General features: G+C 69.8%; 18 protein-coding genes. 5 read left to right on the top strand and 13 right to left on the bottom strand.

Translation table 11 applies throughout. The annotated features are described in order from the left end of the window. The first annotated feature begins 80 nt into the window (after positions 1-80). A complete protein-coding gene (gene purH / locus HZ321_RS06335) occupies positions 81-1670 on the top strand; it encodes a bifunctional phosphoribosylaminoimidazolecarboxamide formyltransferase/IMP cyclohydrolase (protein WP_181701277.1) in 1590 nt (529 codons plus the stop codon). Between the two features lie 289 nt (positions 1671-1959). Here the strand turns inward: purH and HZ321_RS06330 are convergent, their stop codons facing one another. The 9 genes from HZ321_RS06330 to HZ321_RS06290 form a co-directional block, all read right to left on the bottom strand. Next, positions 1960-2838 (bottom strand): 3-hydroxybutyryl-CoA dehydrogenase, encoded by an 879-nt coding sequence (locus tag HZ321_RS06330; protein WP_181701275.1) that lies wholly within the window; start codon positions 2836-2838, stop codon positions 1960-1962. An 81-nt stretch (positions 2839-2919) separates the two neighbouring features. Continuing rightward, positions 2920-3849, bottom strand: a complete 930-nt coding sequence (locus HZ321_RS06325) for an electron transfer flavoprotein subunit alpha/FixB family protein (RefSeq protein ID WP_181701273.1) — start codon at positions 3847-3849, stop codon at positions 2920-2922. Positions 3850-3863: 14 nt separating this feature from the next. Continuing rightward, positions 3864-4613, bottom strand: coding sequence for an electron transfer flavoprotein subunit beta/FixA family protein (locus HZ321_RS06320; protein WP_181701271.1), 750 nt, complete (start codon positions 4611-4613; stop codon positions 3864-3866). Between the two features lie 172 nt (positions 4614-4785). Further along, the gene (locus HZ321_RS06315) at positions 4786-5487 is read right to left on the bottom strand and encodes a rhomboid family intramembrane serine protease (RefSeq protein ID WP_181701269.1); all 702 of its coding nucleotides are present in this window, start codon (positions 5485-5487) and stop codon (positions 4786-4788) included. A 26-nt stretch (positions 5488-5513) separates the two neighbouring features. Beyond that, the gene (locus HZ321_RS06310; RefSeq protein ID WP_181701267.1) at positions 5514-6092 is read right to left on the bottom strand and encodes a cob(I)yrinic acid a,c-diamide adenosyltransferase; all 579 of its coding nucleotides are present in this window, start codon (positions 6090-6092) and stop codon (positions 5514-5516) included. 97 nt (positions 6093-6189) lie between these two features. Continuing rightward, positions 6190-6774 (bottom strand): acyloxyacyl hydrolase, encoded by a 585-nt coding sequence (locus HZ321_RS06305; protein WP_181701265.1) that lies wholly within the window; start codon positions 6772-6774, stop codon positions 6190-6192. A gap of 139 nt (positions 6775-6913) precedes the next feature. Continuing rightward, on the bottom strand, positions 6914-7105 hold the full coding sequence (locus HZ321_RS06300; RefSeq protein WP_181701263.1) for a twin transmembrane helix small protein: 192 nt from the start codon (positions 7103-7105) through the stop codon (positions 6914-6916). A gap of 59 nt (positions 7106-7164) precedes the next feature. Beyond that, positions 7165-7818: an alpha/beta hydrolase gene (locus HZ321_RS06295; RefSeq protein WP_181701261.1), complete on the bottom strand. Its 654-nt coding sequence runs from the start codon at positions 7816-7818 to the stop codon at positions 7165-7167. 30 nt (positions 7819-7848) lie between these two features. Beyond that, positions 7849-8493, bottom strand: a complete 645-nt coding sequence (locus HZ321_RS06290) for a DNA-3-methyladenine glycosylase family protein (RefSeq protein WP_181701259.1) — start codon at positions 8491-8493, stop codon at positions 7849-7851. Between the two features lie 128 nt (positions 8494-8621). On the opposite strand from HZ321_RS06290, the gene gluQRS reads away from it, so the two are divergent. Next, positions 8622-9503, top strand: a complete 882-nt coding sequence (gluQRS, locus tag HZ321_RS06285) for a tRNA glutamyl-Q(34) synthetase GluQRS (protein WP_181701257.1) — start codon at positions 8622-8624, stop codon at positions 9501-9503. Here the strand turns inward: gluQRS and HZ321_RS06280 are convergent. Together HZ321_RS06280 and HZ321_RS06275 are read right to left on the bottom strand one after the other, a co-directional pair. After that, positions 9500-14329 carry an NAD-glutamate dehydrogenase gene (locus tag HZ321_RS06280; RefSeq protein ID WP_181701255.1) on the bottom strand — a complete coding sequence of 1610 codons (4830 nt, stop codon included), beginning with the start codon at positions 14327-14329 and terminating at the stop codon, positions 9500-9502. The two genes, gluQRS and HZ321_RS06280, sit on opposite strands and share 4 nt — an antisense overlap. 124 nt (positions 14330-14453) lie before the next feature. Further along, positions 14454-14939 (bottom strand): MarR family winged helix-turn-helix transcriptional regulator, encoded by a 486-nt coding sequence (locus HZ321_RS06275; RefSeq protein ID WP_181701253.1) that lies wholly within the window; start codon positions 14937-14939, stop codon positions 14454-14456. A gap of 133 nt (positions 14940-15072) precedes the next feature. Between HZ321_RS06275 and HZ321_RS06270 the strand changes: the two genes are divergently transcribed. Beyond that, positions 15073-15999, top strand: coding sequence for a DMT family transporter (locus tag HZ321_RS06270; protein WP_181701251.1), 927 nt, complete (start codon positions 15073-15075; stop codon positions 15997-15999). Positions 16000-16064: 65 nt separating this feature from the next. On the opposite strand, the gene ppa is transcribed toward HZ321_RS06270, so the two are convergent. Continuing rightward, positions 16065-16607, bottom strand: a complete 543-nt coding sequence (gene ppa, locus HZ321_RS06265; protein WP_181701249.1) for an inorganic diphosphatase — start codon at positions 16605-16607, stop codon at positions 16065-16067. A 283-nt stretch (positions 16608-16890) separates the two neighbouring features. Between ppa and HZ321_RS21625 the strand changes: the two genes are divergently transcribed. Then, positions 16891-17895 (top strand): ImuA family protein, encoded by a 1005-nt coding sequence (locus HZ321_RS21625; RefSeq protein ID WP_244635593.1) that lies wholly within the window; start codon positions 16891-16893, stop codon positions 17893-17895. Beyond that, complete coding sequence (locus HZ321_RS06260; RefSeq protein ID WP_244635698.1) at positions 17837-19360, top strand: Y-family DNA polymerase; 1524 nt, start codon at positions 17837-17839, stop codon at positions 19358-19360. The genes HZ321_RS21625 and HZ321_RS06260 overlap by 59 nt, the downstream gene beginning before the upstream one ends. Positions 19361-19393: 33 nt before the next feature. Here the strand turns inward: HZ321_RS06260 and HZ321_RS06255 are convergent, their stop codons facing one another. Next, positions 19394-19906: a GNAT family N-acetyltransferase gene (locus tag HZ321_RS06255; protein WP_181701245.1), complete on the bottom strand. Its 513-nt coding sequence runs from the start codon at positions 19904-19906 to the stop codon at positions 19394-19396. Between the last annotated feature and the right edge of the window lie 16 nt (positions 19907-19922).

Here is a 19922-nt window from a genome sequence, read left to right as displayed (position 1 = left end):
GGGATAGTGCTGCCAGCGGGTTCCGGCGACGGGAAAAGCGTGCTATCGGCGCGACGTCCCGCCCGACCGGAGGTTTCCCCATGACTGGCCATCCCGACCGCATCATCCCGAAGCGGGCGCTGATCTCCGTTTCCGACAAGTCCGGTCTGGTCGCCTTCGCCAGGGCGCTGACGGAGCGGGGCATCACGGTGCTGACGACGGGCGGCTCCAAGAAGGAGCTGGCGGAGGCCGGGGTGCCGGTGACCGAAGTCGCCGATGTGACCGGTTTCCCGGAGATCATGGACGGGCGCGTGAAAACGCTGCATCCGAAGATCCACGGCGGCCTGCTCGCGGTGCGCGACGAGCCGACCCACGCGGCGGCTATGGCGGAGCACGGGATCGAGGGCATCGACCTCCTGGTGGTCAACCTCTATCCCTTCGAGGCGACGGTGGCGCGCGGGGCGGGGCTCGACGAGACGATCGAGAACATCGACATCGGCGGGCCGGCGATGATCCGCGCAGCGGCGAAGAACCACGGCTACGTGGCTGTGGTGGTGGAGCCGGGCGACTACCAGGCGGTGCTGGAGGGAATCGATGCCGGTGGCATCGCCTTCGACACGCGGCGGCGGCTGGCGGCCAAGGCGTATGCCCGGACTGCGGCCTACGACGCGGCGATCTCGACGTGGTTCGCAGGCGTCCTCGGGGGCGAGACGGGTGACTACGTGGGCATCGGCGGGCGTCTTCAGGAGGCGCTCCGCTACGGCGAGAATCCACACCAGTGGGCGCGGTTCTACCGCACGGGGGAAGCGCGGCCCGGCGTCTCGACGGCGCGCCAGCTGCAGGGCAAGCAGCTTTCCTACAACAACATCAACGATACGGACGCCGCCTACGAGCTCGTGGCGGAGTTCGACCGCGAAACGCCGACGGTCGCCATCATCAAGCACGCGAACCCGTGCGGTGTTGCGATCGGGGACAGCCTGGCTGCGGCCTACACCAAGGCGCTCGCCTGTGATCCGGTCTCAGCCTTCGGCGGCATCGTGGCGCTCAACCGGACGCTGGATGCCGAGGCGGCCGCGCGGATCGTGGAGATCTTCACCGAGGTGATCATCGCGCCGGACGCGACCGAGGAGGCCGTGGCTATCGTGGCGGCAAAGAAGAACCTCCGCCTGCTCACCGCCGGCGGGCTGCCAGAGCCGCGCGCGCCGGGCCTCACCGTGCGGACGGTGGCCGGCGGGCTGCTGGTCCAGTCGCGCGACAACGGCGTGGTCACGGCCGGCGATCTCCGGGTGGTGACGAAGCGGCGGCCGAGCGAGGCGGAGCTTGCCGACATGCTGTTCGCCTTCAAGGTCGCCAAGCACGTGAAGTCGAACGCGATCGTCTATGTGAAGAACGGGGCGACCGTCGGGATCGGGGCCGGGCAGATGAGCCGGGTGGACTCCTCGCGCATTGCGGCCCGCAAGGCGGAAGACGCTGCCGCCGCGGCCGGCCTTACCGGGCGCCTCACGGAGGGCGCGGTGGTGGCCTCCGACGCCTTCTTCCCGTTCGCGGACGGGCTGCAGGCTGCCGTGGAGGCAGGTGCGACGGCGGTGATCCAGCCGGGCGGCTCGATGCGCGACGACGAGGTGATCGCGGCCGCGGATGCGGCGGGGCTTGCGATGGTGTTCACCGGGATGCGGCACTTCCGCCATTGAGGGGCAGGGCGGCAGGAAGTCGAATGCGGTGATGAGCCGACGGCCGCCGAGATTCTTCTTTTCCACCATCCAGCGTCATGGTCCGCGAAGGCGGACCAGCCACGCATTTTTCCGAAAGGGTGCATCTGCGGGACGCGTAGCGGCGCGGCGCTCACAAAGTCGTGGGTGGTCCGCCTGCGCGGACCATGACGGTCGATGAGGAGATATTCGATGGCTATGCCGCGAGCGAGCAGGCGTCACCTTCGCCCACTGCCCAACGTCGCAATCCAACTACCGACAGCCAGCTGCCTCACCGCGTCGGGACGGGGTTCTCGCCGCGATAGTCGTAGAAGCCGCGCTGGGTCTTGCGGCCGAGCCAGCCAGCCTCGACGTATTTCACCAGCAGCGGGCAGGGGCGGTACTTGCTGTCGGCGAGCCCCTCATAGAGCACCTGCATGATGGAGAGGCAGGTGTCGAGGCCGATGAAATCGGCGAGTTGGAGCGGTCCCATCGGGTGGTTGGCGCCGAGCCGCATCGCGGTGTCGATGGCATCGACGGTGCCGACGCCCTCGTAGAGCGTGTAGATCGCCTCGTTGATCATCGGCAGCAGGATGCGATTGACCATGAAGGCCGGAAAGTCCTCGCTGACAGCGATGGTCTTGCCGAGCTTGGCGACGAACACCTTGGCGGCGTCGAAGGTCTCATCCTCGGTGGCGATGCCGCGGACCAGCTCGACGAGCTGCATCACCGGCACCGGGTTCATGAAGTGGATGCCGATGAAGCGCTCCGGCCGGTCGGTGGAGGCGGCGAGGCGGGTGATCGAGATCGAGGAGGTGTTGGTGCCGACCATCGCCTCGGGCTTCAGCACGGGGCAGAGCGCCGACAGGATCTTGCGTTTGACCGTCTCGTTCTCGGTGGCGGCCTCGATGACGAGGTCGTGGTCGGCGAAGCCTTCGACCGAGAGCACAGGCTTGATCCTGTCGAGGGCGGCGGTGCGCACCTCCTCGCTGATCTTCTTGCCGGCGACCTGCCGGGCGAGGTTGCCGTGGATGGTCGCAAGACCCGCTTCGATCCGCTCCATGGACACGTCATGTATCCCGACGGTGAAGCCGGCGATGGCGCAGACGTGCGCAATCCCGCTCCCCATCTGCCCGGCACCGATCACGCCGACCGACTTGATCTCGACCATCCTATCCTCGGAAATGTTGGCCCACGCGACTGATCCGTTGCCAGCCGCCGGCAGCATAGACCACCGGCGGCCCGCCGTCAGCTACAGGGCTTTCGTAAGTTCGGGTACGATCTCGAAAATGTCGCCGACGAGGCCGTAGTCGGCGACCTGGAAGATCGGCGCCTCCTCGTCCTTGTTGATGGCGACGATCACCTTGGAATCCTTCATGCCGGCCAGGTGCTGGATCGCTCCGGAGATGCCGAGCGCGACATAGAGGTCGGGCGCGACGACCTTGCCGGTCTGGCCGACCTGCCAGTCGTTAGGGGCATAGCCCGCGTCGACCGCCGCGCGGGATGCGCCGACGGCAGCGCCGAGCTTGTCAGCGAGCGGGATCACCACGTCCTTGAACTTCTCGGCCGAGCCGAGCGCGCGTCCGCCGGAGACGATGATCTTGGCGGAGGTGAGCTCGGGACGGTCGCTTTCGGAGAGCGCTTCGCCGACGAAGGTGGAGAGCGCGGGATCGGCGGCGGCGGAGACGGTCTCCACTGGGGCCGAGCCGGATGCGCCTGCAGACTTGAACGAGGCGGTGCGGACGGTGATGACCTTCTTGGCATCGCCCGACTTCACCGTCTGGATGGCGTTGCCGGCGTAGATCGGCCGCTCGAAGGTATCGGGCGCCACCACGGCGGTGATGTCGGAGATCTGCATCACGTCGAGGAGGGCGGCGACGCGGGGCAGCACGTTCTTGCCGGAGGAGGTGGAGGGCGCGACGATCGCATCGTAGGGCCCGGCGAGCGCCACGATGACGGCCGCGAGCGGCTCGGCGAGGCCGTGCTCCAGCGCGGGCGCGTCGACGTGGAGCACCTTGGCGACGCCATCGAGCTTGGCGGCCTCGGCGGCGGCCGCAGCCGCGTTCGATCCGGCGACGAGCACGTGGATCTCGCCGCCGATGGCGGCGGCGGCGGTCAGCGCCTTGTTGGTGGCGTCCTTGACGGAGGCGTTGTCGTGCTCGGCGATGAGGAGAGTGGTCATGGGTTTGAACTCCTTCAGAGCACGCCGGCTTCGGTCTTCAGCTTCATGACGAGGTCGGCCACCGAGGCGACCTTGACGCCCGCGGTGCGGCCCTTCGGCTCGGCCGTCTTCACGACCGTGAGGCGGGGCGTGACGTCGACGCCGTAGTCGGCCGGCGACTTGACGTCGAGCGGCTTTTTCTTCGCCTTCATGATGTTGGGCAGCGAAGCGTAGCGCGGCTCGTTGAGGCGCAGATCGGTGGTGACGATCGCCGGAAGCTTCAACGACACCGTCTGCAGGCCACCGTCCACCTCACGGGTGACGTCGACGGTGCCCTCGGCGAGCGCAACCTTGGAGGCGAAGGTGCCCTGCGGCCAGCCCAAGAGTGCAGCGAGCATCTGGCCGGTCTGGTTGCAGTCGTCATCGATCGCCTGCTTGCCGAGGACCACGAGGCCGGGGGCCTCCTCGGCGACGATGCCCTTCAGGATCTTGGCGACGGCGAGCGGCTCCACGGTGCCGTCCACCTGGACCAGGATGCCGCGGTCGGCGCCCATGGCAAGGGCGGTGCGCAGCGTCTCCTGAGCCTGCGCAGGCCCGATCGAGACGGCGACGACCTCCGTCGCCTTGCCGGCTTCCTTCAGGCGCAGCGCCTCCTCGACGGCGATTTCGTCGAAAGGGTTCATCGACATCTTGACGTTGGCGAGATCGACGCCCGAGCCGTCCGGCTTCACGCGGATCTTCACGTTGTAGTCGACCACCCGCTTCACGGGCACGAGGATCTTCATCTCTCAGACCTCCCGACCCCGGTTCTCCACGACCGGTGTCTTCTTCTATATTGCAGCGCAACAGGGTTCGGACCCTAGTGTCGGAGCCTTTCGCCTGTCAACGGAGACGGTGGTCGCATCACTAACGTGGTTGACGTTCGCGTCAAGCTTCCGACGTTGCGGCATCCGGCCCTCACCCCCCGACGGGCAGGTCGCGATCGAACAGGGCGACGCCCGGCCGGCGCATCACGAAGACCAGGATGATGCCTGCGGCCAGGCCGCCGACATGGGCCCACCATGCGGTCTCACCCTCCTCCTGGAGGAGAATCGAGCCGAACTGGATGGCGACCCAGGCGAGCAACGGCCAGCGCGCGGTCAGGCGCAGCGGAATGCGCCCGAGCACAAGGATCCACAGCTTGGTGCGCGGATGAAGGATGAGGTAGGCGCCAATGACGCCGGCCACCGCTCCGGAGGCGCCGACCAGCGGCATGTCGCTGTCGGCGAGCATCCAGGCGTGGGCGAGGCCTCCTGCCGCGGCGGTGAGCGCGTAGAAGGCGGCATAACGGACATGGCCGAGCGCGTCCTCGACGTTGTCGCCGAAGACCCACAGGAAGATCATGTTGCCGAGGAGATGCCAGAGATCGCCGTGGACGAGGGCGTAGGTGACCAGCGTCGCCCATTCCGGCACCAGGGACATATCCGGCGGGGGCGGCAGGCCATCGAAGAGGTAGACCGGCGACAGGCCCAGGCCGAGGATGGAAGCGTTGTAGGCAGGGACCACGAAGTCGGATTGAAACACCAGCCAGATCAAGGACGTGAGGAGGATGATCGTCCAGTTCACGTAGGGTCGCGGGATGTGTTCCAGCGGGTTGTGGTCGTAGAGCGGAACGAACATGCCGATGGCCCCCTCGCCGCCCGGCGTCAGCGGTTCTGGCCGGGTACCCAGAGGACGTCCGTGGCGCCCTTGTCGTTCACCCAGCGGCTCGCCACGAAGAAGAAATCGGACAGGCGGTTGAGATACTTCACCGCATCGGCGCTGACCGGCTCTCCCTCGGTCATGGAAAGCTCCACCACGAGCCGCTCGGCGCGTCGGCACACGGTGCGGGCCTGATGCAGGAAGGCGGCGGCGGGCGAACCGCCCGGCAGCACGAAGGAACGGAGCGGCGACAGGTCCTTGTTGAGAAGGTCGATCTCGGTCTCCAGGCGCGTCACCTGCGCGGCGGAGATGCGGATCGGCGTCCAGGCGAGCGGCTCGCCGGTCTCAGGGGTGGCTAGGTCGGCGCCTAAGTCGAATAGGTCGTTCTGGATGCGGGCGAGCATCGCGTCGACGTCCGGCAAGGCGCCGGTGTGGAGGCGGACCAGACCGACCGCCGCATTGGTCTCGTCCACCGTGCCGTAGCTTGCGACGCGCAGGTCGAACTTCGGACGGCGCTCTCCGGTGGAAAGGGCGGTGGTGCCGCCGTCGCCGGTGCGGGTGTAGATCCTGTTGAGAACGACCATCGCAGCCTCGTGTCAACCTCGTGTCCGATGTCCGGGCTGTATCTAGAACGGATAGCCCGGTTCGTCACGCGAGGACGGCACAATGCCACGGCCCGGATCAGAAGCGATAGCCGACCGTGGCGCTGACGCTGGTGATGCCCGGGTTCGAATCGCCGCAGAGGCCTGCATGCGACAGGTGCTCCACACCGGCGAGGATGCGCCAGTTGGCGTCGAGCGCCATGCCGATGGCGGCCGATTCGCGGAAGCTCCAGTCGCAGCGGACCGGGCCATCCTCGCCGCCGTCGTTGAGGGAGACGCCGAGCGCGCCCTCGACGAAGAAGGTGTCGCCGAGCGGCACGGTCCAGGTGAAGCCGGTGTAGACGTAGTTCGGCTCGGCATCGACCGCCGCGACGCCACCGAAGTGGATCCGCGGTCCGAAGATCGCGTCCACGAGCATGTTGCCGCTGTTGATCGGAATGTTGGACGTCAGCAGTTCGCCGCCGATGCCCACGCCGGTGTCGTTGCCGAAGGCGTCATGGCCGAGGACGGAGGCGCGCACCTCGTCGAACAAGCGGAAGCCGCCAGCCGTCGTTCCCGCATCCGGCGCGATCGCTTCCGGGGAGAGTAGATCGGCGGCCGAAGCCGGCGTGAGCACGAGAGCCATCATCAACGCGCCGGCCCCAGCGCGGATCCCCACGGACATGTCCCCGATCTCCAGCGAATCGCCCCTTTCATGCAAAGTGTCGCGTCAGGTCACGCTCCACAATTGCGATACGGCGGGTTGGTTGATGAATTCGCTCGGCGTTGCAGAGAAGCCGCATCTGCCGCTGTGCGGGGACGGATCAGCGGCCCAACAGCCAGAGCGTCACCATGATGATGAGAACGGCGATGAACTGGAGGCCGATACGCCAGCGCATCAGTTTCTGCGACAGGTTGGCGTCGCCACCGCGGGCCATGTTGCGCAGTCCCATGAGGAGGACGACGGCCACCGCGGCGACCGCGACGGGTACGAGAAACTGGAAGACGGTCAACATCGGGGGTCCTTGGCGAGGCTTGCGTCGGATATGGGTCGGTCGGACTGGCTGGCAACGGCTCAGCGCAGGCCAAGCGCGGTGCGAATCGCCGTGAGGCCGAGCATCAGGCCGCGCTGGTCGATGCCGTGGGCGGTGCCCGGACAGACGTGGAACTCCACCGGGATGCTCTTCTCGGCCAGGACGTTGGCCGCCTGGAACATCATCTGCACCGGGATCACGTCGTCGCGGTCGCCGTGGATGAGGGTGACAGGCGGACGGGCGATCGCCTCGCCCAGATGCTCGGGGCCGGCCAGCATGCCGGAGTAGCCAACGATAGCGCCCGGCGCAGTGGCCCGGCGCAGGCCGACGTGGAGCGCCATCATGGTGCCCTGGCTGAACCCGACGAGCACGATCCGGTCGTCGGTGATCTGCAGGCGGTTGCGCTCCGCATCCAGGAACGCGTCGAGCGCCGGGGCCGCGTACTGGACGCCGCGCCAGTATTCCGTCGGGTCGCGAAAGCTGATCGGGAACCACTCGCGGCCCATCGGCGACATGCCGCAGGGGTCCGGCGCGTGGGGGCTCACGAAGGCGACGCTCGGCAGATGGGGCGCGAAGCTGCGGCCGATGTCGATCAGGTCGTTGCCGTCGGCTCCGTAGCCGTGCAGGAAGACCACCAGGGCATCGGGCGCGGCCCCGGAGGCGGGCGCGAGGCGGGGTCCGTCGATGAGCGTCATGAGCGGCAGGCTCCGGGCAGTCGGGATCTGTCAGACCGGGACGGCGTTGCGGCCTTCCCGGCAGGCCTTGTGGTAGGCCCAGAAGAGCTTGGCTGCAACGCCCCGCCACGGCGCCCAGTCCTCGGCCATCGCTCGCAGCGCCTTTTCGCTCGGCCGCTCCGGGAGCCCGAGGCCTTCGGCCGCGGCCACCTGGAGGGCGAGGTCGCCTGCGGGGAAGACGTCCGCGTGGCGGGCGCAGAAGAGCAGGAAGATCTCCGCCGTCCAGCGGCCGATGCCGGGCAGGGCAGTCAAGGCGGCGACCGCCTCGTCGGCGGGAGCCGTGGCGAGGCCGGCAAGGTCGAGGCCGTCGATGGAGGCTTCGGCCACCGCGGTCAGGGTGCGGATCTTGCCGCCGGACAGGCCGGCCCGGCGCAGCGTGGGCTCGTCCGCGGCCAGAAAGGTCTGCGGGGTGACGGTTCCGAGTTCCCGCTCCAGCTTGGTCCAGATGGCGTTGGCGCTGGCTACGGACAGCATCTGGGCGACAACGATTCGGGCGACGCCCTCGAAGCCGGGGGCGCGGTAGCGGATCTCGACCGTGCCGCCGCAGGTCTGCCGGATCAGAGCCAGGCGCGGATCGGCGGCGACCAGGGCGTCCAGGCCTTCGTCGATGTCGGCGGGGGATAGAAGGAGGCGCATGGCTCAGACCTTGCCTGACAGGCCGCGGGGCGTCCAGCACCCGGGCCGAGGCGAGCGGATTTCCTGGACCTTGGAAAGCCGGAGCCCGGCGTTTGTCTTCGACGCGGGCATGCCGTTGAATGGCGGGCATGTCCCGCCCGGTCTTCCGCTTCGCGCCTTCGCCCAACGGCGATCTCCACCTCGGTCATGCGCTGTCCGCCATGCTCAATGCCGAAGCGGCCCGTACGGCCGGCGGACGGATGCTGGTGCGGATCGAGGATATCGACCTGGACCGGGCCCGGCCGGCCTTCGTGCAGCGGATCCTCGACGATCTCGACTGGCTGGGAATCGACTACGAGCGACCGGTGCGAAGGCAGTCGGAGCATCTGGCGGACTATCGCGCGGCGCTCGACCGGTTGGCCGGCATGGGGCTCACCTATCCGGCCTTCGCCAGCCGGGCGGAAATCCGGGCGGCGGTGGCGTCGCGGGAAGCCGAGGACGGGCGGGCTTGGCCGCGCGATCCGGACGGTGCGCCGATCTATCCGGGCCTTGATCGGGACCTTCCGGTCGAAACCGCAGCGACGCGAATCGCGGCGGGCGAACCGCATGCCATCCGGCTTCGGATGGACGCGGCGGTGGAGCGGACCGGGCCGCTCTCCTGGACGGAGGAGGGCGAGGGGCCGGCGGGCGAGACGGGACTGGTGCGGGGCGATCCGGCCGCGTGGGGCGATGTCGTCCTCTTCCGGAAGGATGCCCCGGCAAGCTACCATCTCGCCGTGGTCGTGGACGACGCGGCGCAGGGTGTCAGCCACGTGATCCGGGGGCGCGATCTCTTCCACGCCACAGCCGTCCACCGGCTGCTTCAATCGCTGCTGGACCTGCCTGCGCCGGTCTACCGGCACCACCGGCTGATCCTCGGGCCGGACGGGCGCAAGCTGTCGAAGTCGGTCGCCTCGACGAGCCTGCGCGCGCTGCGGGCGGAGGGTGCGACGGCGGAGGACATCCGCCGTCTGGTCGGGCTCAGCGGCTAGCTCTTGGCGAGATCCTGCAGCAGACCCGCCGCAACCGTGAAGCGGGCCACGGTGGGCGTGCCGGAGAGCAGGCTTTCGATGGTGGCGACGGTGCGGTCGACCTCCTCGCGACGGGCGGCGTGCCAGGCGTCCAGGCCGTCTCCGCGGGCGGTGCGTTCCGCGACGCCGGCGGCCATCGCCCGGTGGGCCTCGGCCAGGGCGCGGCGGGCGCGGTCGAGCGCGAGACCCTCGTAGTAGTCGGCGGGGGTCAACTGGCGGGCGAGATTGTCGATGGTGGCGATCCTGAACAGCCCGGCGATGCCTTCCGCGGCGGCAGCGGCGATCTCGATCGGCTGGCGAGCGATCCCGGCGATCTCGATGACGTCGAGGGCGTCGAGCAGCCGCCGCAGCCAGGCGCACTCCGCGGCCAGGGAGGCGGGCACGCCGGCCTTCTCCAGCCGCTCGCGCTCGGCGGCAACGGCGTCCGCCCCGCCTTCGGCGCCGGACCAGGATCTGAAGCGGGCGATCCCTTCCCGGTAACGGGCGGCGGTCGACGGGATGTCGCCGGCGATGTCGGCGTTGCGCACGAACCAGAGCGTGGCGGCGGTCAGAACGTCCTGCACCCGGGCGTAGAGTTCGAGCTGCACGGCGCCGGATACACGGTTGTCGAGCTCGTCGATCGCGGCCTCCAGGTCGGCGAGACCGAAGCTCTCGCTCGCCATCAGGAAGCCGCGCACCACCTCGGCCATGGAAACGCCGGTCTGGTCGGCGATGCGGATCGGGAAGGTCGGCCCACCGCGGTTGACGACGGCGTTGGCGAGCACTGTCGCGATGATCTCGCGGCGCAGGCGATGGGCGCGGATGTCGTCCGGGAAGGACGCCTGCATCTCCGCCGGGAAGTAGGCGAGCAGGTCGGCCTCGAGGGCGGCGTCGTCCGGCAGCGTGCTTTCCAGCAGGTCGTCATAGAGCACGATCTTGGCGTAGGCCATGAGCACGCCGATCTCCGAGCGGGTCAGCGGCTGAGCGGCCTTCTCGCGCCGGGCGAGGGCGGCGTCGTCGGGCAAGGTCTCCACCACGCGGTCGAGACGGCGGCGGCCTTCCAGCCACTGCATGAGCCGACGCTGGTAGCCGAGGTCGCCGAGGCCGCGGCGCTCGGCCAGCGAGACGCAGAGGGACTGGCGGTAGTTGTTGGCGAGGACCAGGCGCGCGACCTCGGGCGTCATCGCGGCGAGCAGGGTGTTCCGGTCGGCGATCGCCAGGCGCCCTTCGCGGACGGGCCGGCCGAGCGCGATCTTGATGTTGACCTCCACGTCGGAGGAGTTCACGCCGGCTGAGTTGTCGACGGCGTCGGAGTTGCAGCGGCCGCCCTTCAGGCCGTAGGCGATGCGCGCCTTCTGCGTCATGCCAAGGTTTGCGCCTTCGCCGATGACCTTGGCGTGGATGTCGGTCGCCACCACGCGGATGGCGTCGTTGGCGCGATCGCCGACCTCGGCGTCGGTCTCGTCGGGGCCGCGGACGTAGGTACCGATGCCGCCGAACCAGAGCAGGTCCACGGGAGCCTTCAGGATGGCCGTCATCACCTCGTGCGGGGTGGCGCGTGCCTTCGGCAGCTGGAGCAGGGCCTGCGCCTCGGGCGACAGGGTGATCGCCTTGGCCTGACGCGAGAAGACGCCGCCGCCGGCGGAGATCTTCGCCGCGTCGTAGTCCTGCCAGCTGGACCGGGGCAGGGCGAACAGCCGCTCGCGCTCTGCGAAGGAGACTTCCTCGTCGGGTGTGGGGTCGATGAAGATGTCGCGGTGATCGAAGGCGGCCACCAGCCGGATCTTGCGGGACAGCAGCATGCCGTTGCCGAACACGTCGCCGGACATGTCGCCGACGCCGGCCACGGTGAAGGGCGTCGCCTGGATGTCGATGTCCTGCTCGCGGAAATGCCGCTTCACGGCCTCCCATGCGCCGCGGGCGGTGATGCCCATCTTCTTGTGGTCGTAGCCGACCGAGCCGCCGGAGGCGAAGGCGTCGGAAAGCCAGAAACGGCGGGCGTCGGCAAGGCCGTTCGCGGTGTCGGAGAAGGTCGCGGTGCCCTTGTCGGCGGCAACCACGAGATAGGGATCGTCGGCGTCGTGGCGGACCGTCGCCGCCGGCGGCACGATGCGCTCGCCGTCGATGTCGTCGGTGAGATCGAGGAGCGTGGAGACGAAGAGCTTGTAGGCCTCGGTGCCCTCCTGGAACACGGCGTCGCGGCTGCCGCCGGCCGGCAGCTTCTTGGGAAAGAAGCCGCCCTTGGCGCCGACGGGGACGATCACGGCGTTCTTGACCTGCTGGGCCTTGACCAGGCCTAGCACCTCGGTGCGGAAATCCTGCGGGCGGTCGGACCACCTGAGCCCGCCGCGGGCGACCTTCCCGAAGCGCAGGTGGACGCCCTCCACGCGGGGCGAGTAGACCCAGATCTCGGCGAAGGGCCGCGGCTCGGGCAGACCTTCCACCCTGTGCGGGTCGAACTTGAAGGCGATCACCGGGCGCGGCCGTCCGTCCGGCCCCAGCTGGAAGAAGGTGGTGCGGACCGCGGCCTGCACCAGATTGGTGAAGCGCCGCAGGATGACGTCGTCGTCAAGGCTGGTGACGGCTTCGAGCGCCTGCTCGATCTCGTTGGCGGCTCGGGCTTCGGCAAGCGCGCGGTCGCCGTGGAGCGTCGGGTCGAAGCGGGCCGTGAAAAGCGCGACGATCGCGGTCGCGACATCCGGATTGCGGTTGAGCGTGTCGGCGACGTAGCCCTGCTCGTAGGGAATGCGGGCCTGCTGGAGATAGCGGGACAGGCCGCGCAAAAGCGCGATCTCGCGCCACGCCAGGCCGCCCTTGACGAGCAGCGCGTTGAGCCGGTCGCTCTCGGCCTCGCCGAGCCACACGGCCATGAAGAGGGCGCGAAGGGCTTCGCCGGATGCGGCGAGGTCGATGGCTCCGCCGTCGGCCCTGAGCAGCCGCATGTCGTGCAGCGAAACCAACTGGCCGTCGACGATCAGGTCGAAGGACTGCTCCTCGATGACGCGAAAGCCCATGGCCTCCAGCACCGGCACGCGCTCGGAGAGCGGCACCGCGCCGCCTCGGTGGTAGAGCTTCAACGCGATCTCGCCAGGCGCCGTGGCATCCTTGGGCACGCGGAAGGCGATCACCGTGGGGCGTTCGGTGGACAGCCGGTCGATCGGGCCGGTGTCGTCGAGGGCCTCGTCGGGCGCGTAGCTGTCGCGATAGGCCGGCGAGAAGATCGCCGCCCAGCGCGTCGCCGTCGCCCGAGCCTTCTCCAGCGGCAGCCGCGCACGGGCGACCTCCTGAAAGGCGTCGCCCCAGGTGCGGACGATTGCGGTGACCGCCGCTTCGAGCTCGGCGCGCGAGGGGTCGGGGGTGGCGCCCTCGTCGCGGCCGATGATGAAGTGGATGCGGGTCAGGCTGCCTTCGGGGAAGGACGGGTAGAAGGCCGAGACTCGTCCCTCGAAGACGGTGCGCAGGTAGTCGCCGATGCGCAGGCGAACCTCCGTGGAGAAACGGTCGCGCGGCACGAAGACCAGCACGGAGACGAAGCGGTCGAACTTGTCGCGGCGGGCCAGAACGCGGATGCGCGGGCGCTCGTCCAGCTCCAGGATGGCGATGGCGAAGTCGTAGAGCGTTTCGAAGTCGATCTGGAAGAGATCGTCGCGCGGGTAGCTCTCCAGCACGTTGAGGAGCGTCTTTCCGGAGTGGCTTTCCGGATCGAAGCCGGCGCGGGTCATCACCCGGTCCACCTTGTGGCGAAGGTAGGGGATGGCCTTGGTCGAGCGGGTGTAGGCGGAGGCCGTGAAGAGGCCGACGAGCCGGACCTCGCCGACGAGACGGCCGTCGGGGTCGTAGCGCTTGATGCCCACGTAGTCCATGTAGGCGCGGCGGTGGACGCGGCTCTTGACGTTGGCCTTGGCGACGATCAGCGGCTCGGGCCGCATCATGAACTCGCGGATCTCCGGCGTGACCTGGACGAGTTCCTTGCCACGGCGAAGGACGCGGACGTCCGGGTCGGCGAGGAGGCCGAGGCCGCTTTCCGGCTTCAAGGCAATGCGGTCGGCGTCGCCGTTCGCCATGGTGACGTCGTAGTCGCGCAGACCGAGAAAGGTGAAGTTGTCCTCGGCCAGCCAGGACAGGAACTCGATCGCCTCGGCCAGCGCGTCGACGGGCAGCGGCGGCGGGTTGTCGCGGTAGTCGCTGATGATCTCGGTCAGGCGCGCGCGCATCGCCGGCCAGTCCGACACGGCGTTGCGGACATCGTTCAGCACCCGCTCCAGCCGGGCGCCGAGGTCGTTGCGCTGGCCGGCGTCCGGCAGGCGGGCGACGTGGACGTGGATCAGGCTCTCGCGGATCGAGCCCGGCGCGTCCGGCTCGGCGAAGCCGGTGAGGGCGCCATCGGCATCGCGGGTGACGCTGAGGATGGGATGGACCAGAAGGCGGACGTCGACGCCGGCCTCGGTCAACTCGTGCATCACCGAGTCGACCAGGAAGGGCATGTTGTCGTTGAGGATTTCGATGACCGTGACGGACCGGTGGGCTTCGCCGGCCACCGGCTGGTCGGGATCGTAGACGCTGACGCGGTGGCGGCCGACGGTACGGCGGGCGAGGTCGGCCATTGCCGTCTCGGCGAGGGCGAGCAGTTCGCCGCTCGTGGAGGCGGCCAGGTCCTCGGCGGCGCCTCGGGCGAAGAAGACGCGCAGGAAATCGCCGAGCTCGGGGTTGCCGCGAGTCGCGGCTGCAGCTGCGGCCTCCTCGATGCGCGCCTCCTTCAGGACGTCCTGCCGCTGAAGGCTGTACTTGGCCAGGGGCGCGTCGTGCATTCTTTCCGTCCTCTGCTCGCTCGCGTCCGATCGGCGCGTCGGCGGCCTCCTTGTAGCGCGCGAGGGGGCGGTGCGGAAAATGCCGAGATCGGATGGGGCTTCGAAATTTGGAATGAGACCGCGCTCAAGCCTCGAGCGTGGCGATGAGCCTGGCCAGGAGGTCGGCCAGGGCCGTCCGATCGGATGGAGAGAGGCCGCCCAACATGCGGTGCTCGTTGTCGACGTGCGCGGTGACGGCCTCGTCGATGAGCGCCAATCCCTTGGGGGTGAGGCGGACGACGGTGCCGCGCCGGTCTTCCGGGTGGGGGGAGCGGGCGACCAGTCCGGCCGCCTCCAGGCGATCGATCCGCCCGGTCATCGCGCCGGAGGTGACCATCGTCGCCTCGTAGAGGGCGGTGGGTGTGAGCGCATGGGGCTGGCCTGATCGACGCAGCGTCGCCAGCACGTCGAACTCGCCCGGCTGCAGGCCGAAGCGGGCGAAGACGGCGGCCTGCTGCTCACGGGCAAGGGTCGCGGCTTCGCTGAGGCGGCCCAGCACGGCCATCGGGCTGGGGTCGAGGTCGGGCCTCTCGGCCTGCCACTGCATGATCGCCCGGGCGGCGCGGTCCATGGTTCTCGCCTTCATGTATCTTGACGCTAAGATTCTTTATGCTAAATCATAGCCTGCGCGATGGGGGTCGCCAAGCCGGAAATGCCGCTGCCTGCGGGCTGAGAGCATGGCCGCCGATCGATCGAGACGCATGATGACCCGCCTCTGGCATTCCACTTTCGGCCTCCTCCTCGTCACCGGCATCCTGCTCGGGGCGACACCGCCGTTCGGCAAGCTGGCGACGGCTGCGGGCATCCCGGCGCTGCTCTGGGCCCTGGTGATCTCGGGCGGCGTCGGCGGGGTGCTCGTCCTCGTTCTGGCGGTCCGCAAGATCCGACCGGCGCTGACGGTGCGGGTGGTACGCTATGCCCTGATCGCGGGTGCGATATCCTTTGCCATTCCGAACGTGCTGATGTTCGCCGTGGTGCCCCATCTCGGCGCGGGCTACACCGGGATCATGTTCACCCTCTCGCCGGTGATCACGCTCGGCCTGTCGATCCTGTTCGGGGTGCGGCGGCCGAATGCGCTGGGGATCGCCGGGATCGCAGTGGGGTTCGCGGGCGCGGCCACGGTGGCGCTGACGCGGGGCGAAGCCGGGCAGCCTGCGGAGGCCGGCTGGGTCCTTCTCGGCCTTCTCATCCCGGTGTTCCTGGCTTCCGGCAACATCTACCGGACGGTGGACTGGCCGACGGAGGCGGGATCGGTGGAACTGGCGGCCGGCAGCCACCTGGCGTCGGCAGCCCTGCTTCTGTCGGCTCTCATCGCCACGGGAGATATGGAAGCAGCCGAGCTCCTTGCGGGATCGCCGCTCCTGGTGCTCGGACAGGTCGCGACGGCGTCGGCGATGTTCGCGTTCTTCTTCCGCCTGCAGGCGGTGGGCGGCCCGGTCTACCTCAGCCAGATCGGCTATGTGGGCGCGGCGGTGGGGCTGCTGATCGGCGTGGCGGTTCTCGGCGAGCGCTACGCGCCGCTCACCTGGATCGGGGCGGCGGTGATCACCGTCGGCGTTCTGATGACGACGCGCGCCCAGGGGCGAGCCTCGACCGCGGCGGCCGGCACGCCGGCTCCCGCGGGGCGCTGAGGCAGCGGGCGATCAACAAGAAAGGCCCGGTCGCCCGGGCCTTTCGTCAGGCGGACCGCAAGGCCTCAGGCCTTGGTCTTCTCGGCCTTGGCGGCTTCGATGGCGGCCTGGATCATCTGCTTGGCTTCTTCCGCATCGCCCCAGCCGATGACCTTCACCCACTTGCCGGGCTCCAGGTCCTTGTAGTGCTCGAAGAAGTGCTCGATCTGGTGCAGCGTGATGTCGGGCAGGTCGGTGTGGCTCTGCACCTTGTCGTAGCGCTTGGTGAGCTTGGAGGAGGGAACCGCGATGATCTTCTCGTCGTGGCCGCTCTCGTCCTGCATCTTCAGGACACCGATCGGACGGCAGTTGATGATGGCGCCCGGAATGATCGCGCGGGTGTTGATCACCACCACGTCGATCGGGTCGCCGTCGTCGGAAAGGGTGTGGGGGACGAAGCCGTAGTTCCCGGGGTAGCGCATCGAGGTGTAGAGGAAGCGGTCGACGTACATCGCGCCGGCCTCCTTATCCATCTCGTACTTGATGGGCTCGCCGCCGATCGGCACCTCGATGATGACGTTGACGTCTTCGGGCGGGTTCTTGCCGATGGGAACGGCGTCGATGCGCATGGCTTGTCTCTCCGGTCTGGTCCCGCCACGGGCCGGGCCGCATGGCGTCGCCCGCGTGTTTAGCGGGTTCGGGCGGGCTCGCCAAGTCATCCGTTTGTGCGATGCAGCAAAAGGGTGAACGGGCGAGGGTGCCGGAGGTCACCGGCGGGTGCTTTCTTCGCCGGGCTCCGGCGGCCGGCCGGCTACGCTGTTTTCCCATTCGCCATCCCCGGCCTTGACTCTTGGCGCGGGTTTCGGAATCCATAGGAACATAAGTAGAACATCAGTTCGGGTTTTCAGTGTGATGCAGCCGCGCGTCCGTCCTTCGGATGCGGGACGGGTCCGTGCGTTCCTGCGCAGGCCCCGACCGCCCCTCGCCGCCCTTTCGGCGGAAGCCGTTCCGCCTGGCGGAACGGGGGAGAGCGCACGGGCTCCGGCCGGCGGGGAGGGATGCCTGTCGCTGGCCGATCTTCGCCAGGTGGTGGCGGCGATGGAAGGCCGGATCGAGGCTGCCGCGCGGTTGGAGAAGGCGGGGGGAGCCGGGCCGGGGCGGCTGACCCTCGGCGTGCCGGCCTTCGACGGGCTGTTCTCCAAGGGCGGGCTGCCACTCGCCGCCCTCACCGAGATCCGGACGGCCGAGACGCGGGCGGCCGGGGCGCTGGCGGGCTTCCTCGCCGGGCTGGCGGTAGCGGTCGGGGCGCGGCGGCGCGGGCCGGTGCTCTGGGTGCGCGAGGCGCGGGTCGCCTACGAGGCCGGGCGGCCGGCGCCGCTCGGGCTGGTCCACCTCGGTTTCGACCCGGCCCGGCTGCTCCAGGTGGAGGCGCGCGATGCGGCGGACGTGCTCTGGGCGGTGGAGGAGGGGCTCGGTTGCGCCGGGCTCTCGGCGGTGGTGGGCGAGGTGCAGGGGCTGCCCAAGGCGCTCGACCTCACGGCCTCGCGGCGGCTGGCGCTGCGGGCGCGGGAGAGCGGGGTGCCGGTGTTCCTGGCCGCCCTCGGCGCGGCGGAGGCGGCGTCGGCGGCAGCGACGCGGCTTTCGGTGCGGCCCAGCCTGTCGATGCCGATCGAGGGCTACGGGAGCGGTCCGGGGCTGCCAGCCTTCAGCGTGACGGTGGAGAAGAACCGCGACGGCCGCACCGGCGTCGCTGAAATGGAGTGGAGCCATGACGACCGCTGCTTCCGTGCCGCCGCGCCGCGCCTTCCGCTTCCTCAGCCTGTGGTTGCCGCGGCTGGCGACCGACCGGCTGGCGCGGATGCGATGGGGGCGGTCGTGGCGTTCGCAGGCGGGAGGCGGCGGACGGCCGGCGGATGAACCGCCGCATGCGGTGGTGGTCAAGGCGGGCGGGGCTGTGCGCGTCTCGGCTGTGGACGAGGCGGCGCGCGGGCTCGGCATCAAGGTGGGCATGGGTCTTGCCGATGCCCGGGCCATGGTGCCCTCGCTCGCGGTCGACGAGGCCGACGAGGCGGCCGACGCGGGTCTGCTCGCCGCCGTGGCGGACTGGGCCGACCGCTACACGCCGCTGGTCGGGCTCGATCCGCCGGACGGCCTCATCCTCGACATCACCGGCTGCGCCCATCTCTTCGGTGGGGAGGCGGCGCTGCTGGCCGACTGCCTGGAGCGTCTGGAGGGGCAGGGCTTCGCCGCGCGTGGGGCGGTGGCCGGCACGGTGGGGGCGGCCTGGGCGGCCGCCCGCTTCGATCGCGGCGGCGTGGTGGCAGAGGGATTGGAGGCGGAACGGCTGATGCCGCTGCCGATCGCCGCGCTCCGGCTGTCGGCGGAAACGGTCGCCGCGCTCGCCCGGGTGGGGCTGAAGACCGTCGCCGACGTCGCCGGCCAGCCGCGGGCGCCGCTCACCGCCCGGTTCGGGCCCGACCTCGTCCGTCGTCTCGACCAGGCGCTCGGCCGGCTCGGCGAATCGATCACGCCGCGGCTGCCGGCGCCGCTGGCGATCGCCGAGCGCCGCTTCGCCGAGCCGGTGTCCCGGCTCGACGACGTGGAGGCGGCGGTGGTCTCGCTGGCGGCCTCGCTCGCCGCCGGGCTGGACGGACGCGGGGAGGGCGCGCGGCTCCTGGAGCTTTCGCTGTTCCGGGCCGACGGCCACGTGACGCGCGTGGAGGTGGGAACGGCGCGGCCGATCCGCGACCCCTCGAGCATGGTGTCGCTGATCGGCGAGCGGCTGGCGACGCGGGTCGGGGGCGGGCTCGACCCGGGCTACGGCTACGACCTGGTGCGGCTGTCCGTTCTCCTTGCCGCCCGGCTCGACGGGGCTCAGATGGACCTTTCCGGCGAGACCGACCGGACCGCCGACGTGGAGCGGCTGGTCGACCGGCTCGGGGCGCGTTTCGGGCTTGCGGCGGTGACACGGGCGCTGCCGCTCGACAGCCATGTGCCGGAACTCACCGCCGCCCTGGTGCCGGCGGCCGCGGCGGCGGAGAAGGCGCTCTCCTGGGCCGCCGCGCCGCGGCCGGACTTCGGCGAGCCGCCGCGCTTTCCCGCCCGGCTGCTGGCCGAGCCGGAGCCGGTGGAGACGGTGGCCGGCGTGCCGGACGGGCCGCCGCTGCGCTTCCGATGGCGGCGGGTGCTCTACGACGTGATGCGGGCGGAGGGGCCGGAGCGGATCGCGCCGGAGTGGTGGAAGACCGGCGAGCCCGGCTTCACGCGCGACTATTTCCGCGTGGAGGACGCGGAAGGCCGGCGCTTCTGGATGTTCCGCGATGGTCTCTACGGGCGGGAGGTGGACCAACCGCGCTGGTACCTGCACGGGCTGTTCGCGTGAACCGCGCCGCGCGACGATGCTCCGCCGCGGGCCTCAGCCTGCCTGCCAGCCGAACACCAGCACCGGAAGGATGGTGTCGCCGATGCGCTCGCCGGTCTCCACCACCGTGTGGCCGCCGAGCCGGCGATAGAAGCCGACCGCGCCGTCGTTGGACCGCAGCGCACGCACCGCGAGGCCGTCGAACTTGAGGTCGGCGAGCATGCGGCGGGCCGACTGGAACAGGCGACGGCCGAGGCCGATGCCCTGGTACTCCGGCAGGACGTAGATTTCGTAGATCTCGCCCTTGTAGGGCAGCGTGCGCATCCGGCTGGGGCCGAGCGTGGCGTAGCCGACCACGCGGCGATCGACCTCCAGGACCAGCACGATCACATGCCGGCGGATGGCCTTGGTCCACCATGCCGGACCGCGCCGCTCCACCATGCGCTCCAGGTCAAGGCCGGGAAGGATGCCGCGGTAGGCGAGGCGCCAAGCGGCATCGTGAACGGCCGCGATCCCGGCCGCATCCTCCACCCGAGCCCTGCGAACATCGATCGACAACGTGCTCATGAGGCAAGCTTAACCC

Source organism: Chthonobacter albigriseus (genome assembly GCF_013839445.1).
Lineage (GTDB): Bacteria > Pseudomonadota > Alphaproteobacteria > Rhizobiales > Pleomorphomonadaceae > Chthonobacter > Chthonobacter albigriseus.
The sequence above is the reverse complement of the archived record's forward strand: the minus strand, read 5'-3'. Positions and strand labels throughout refer to the sequence as shown.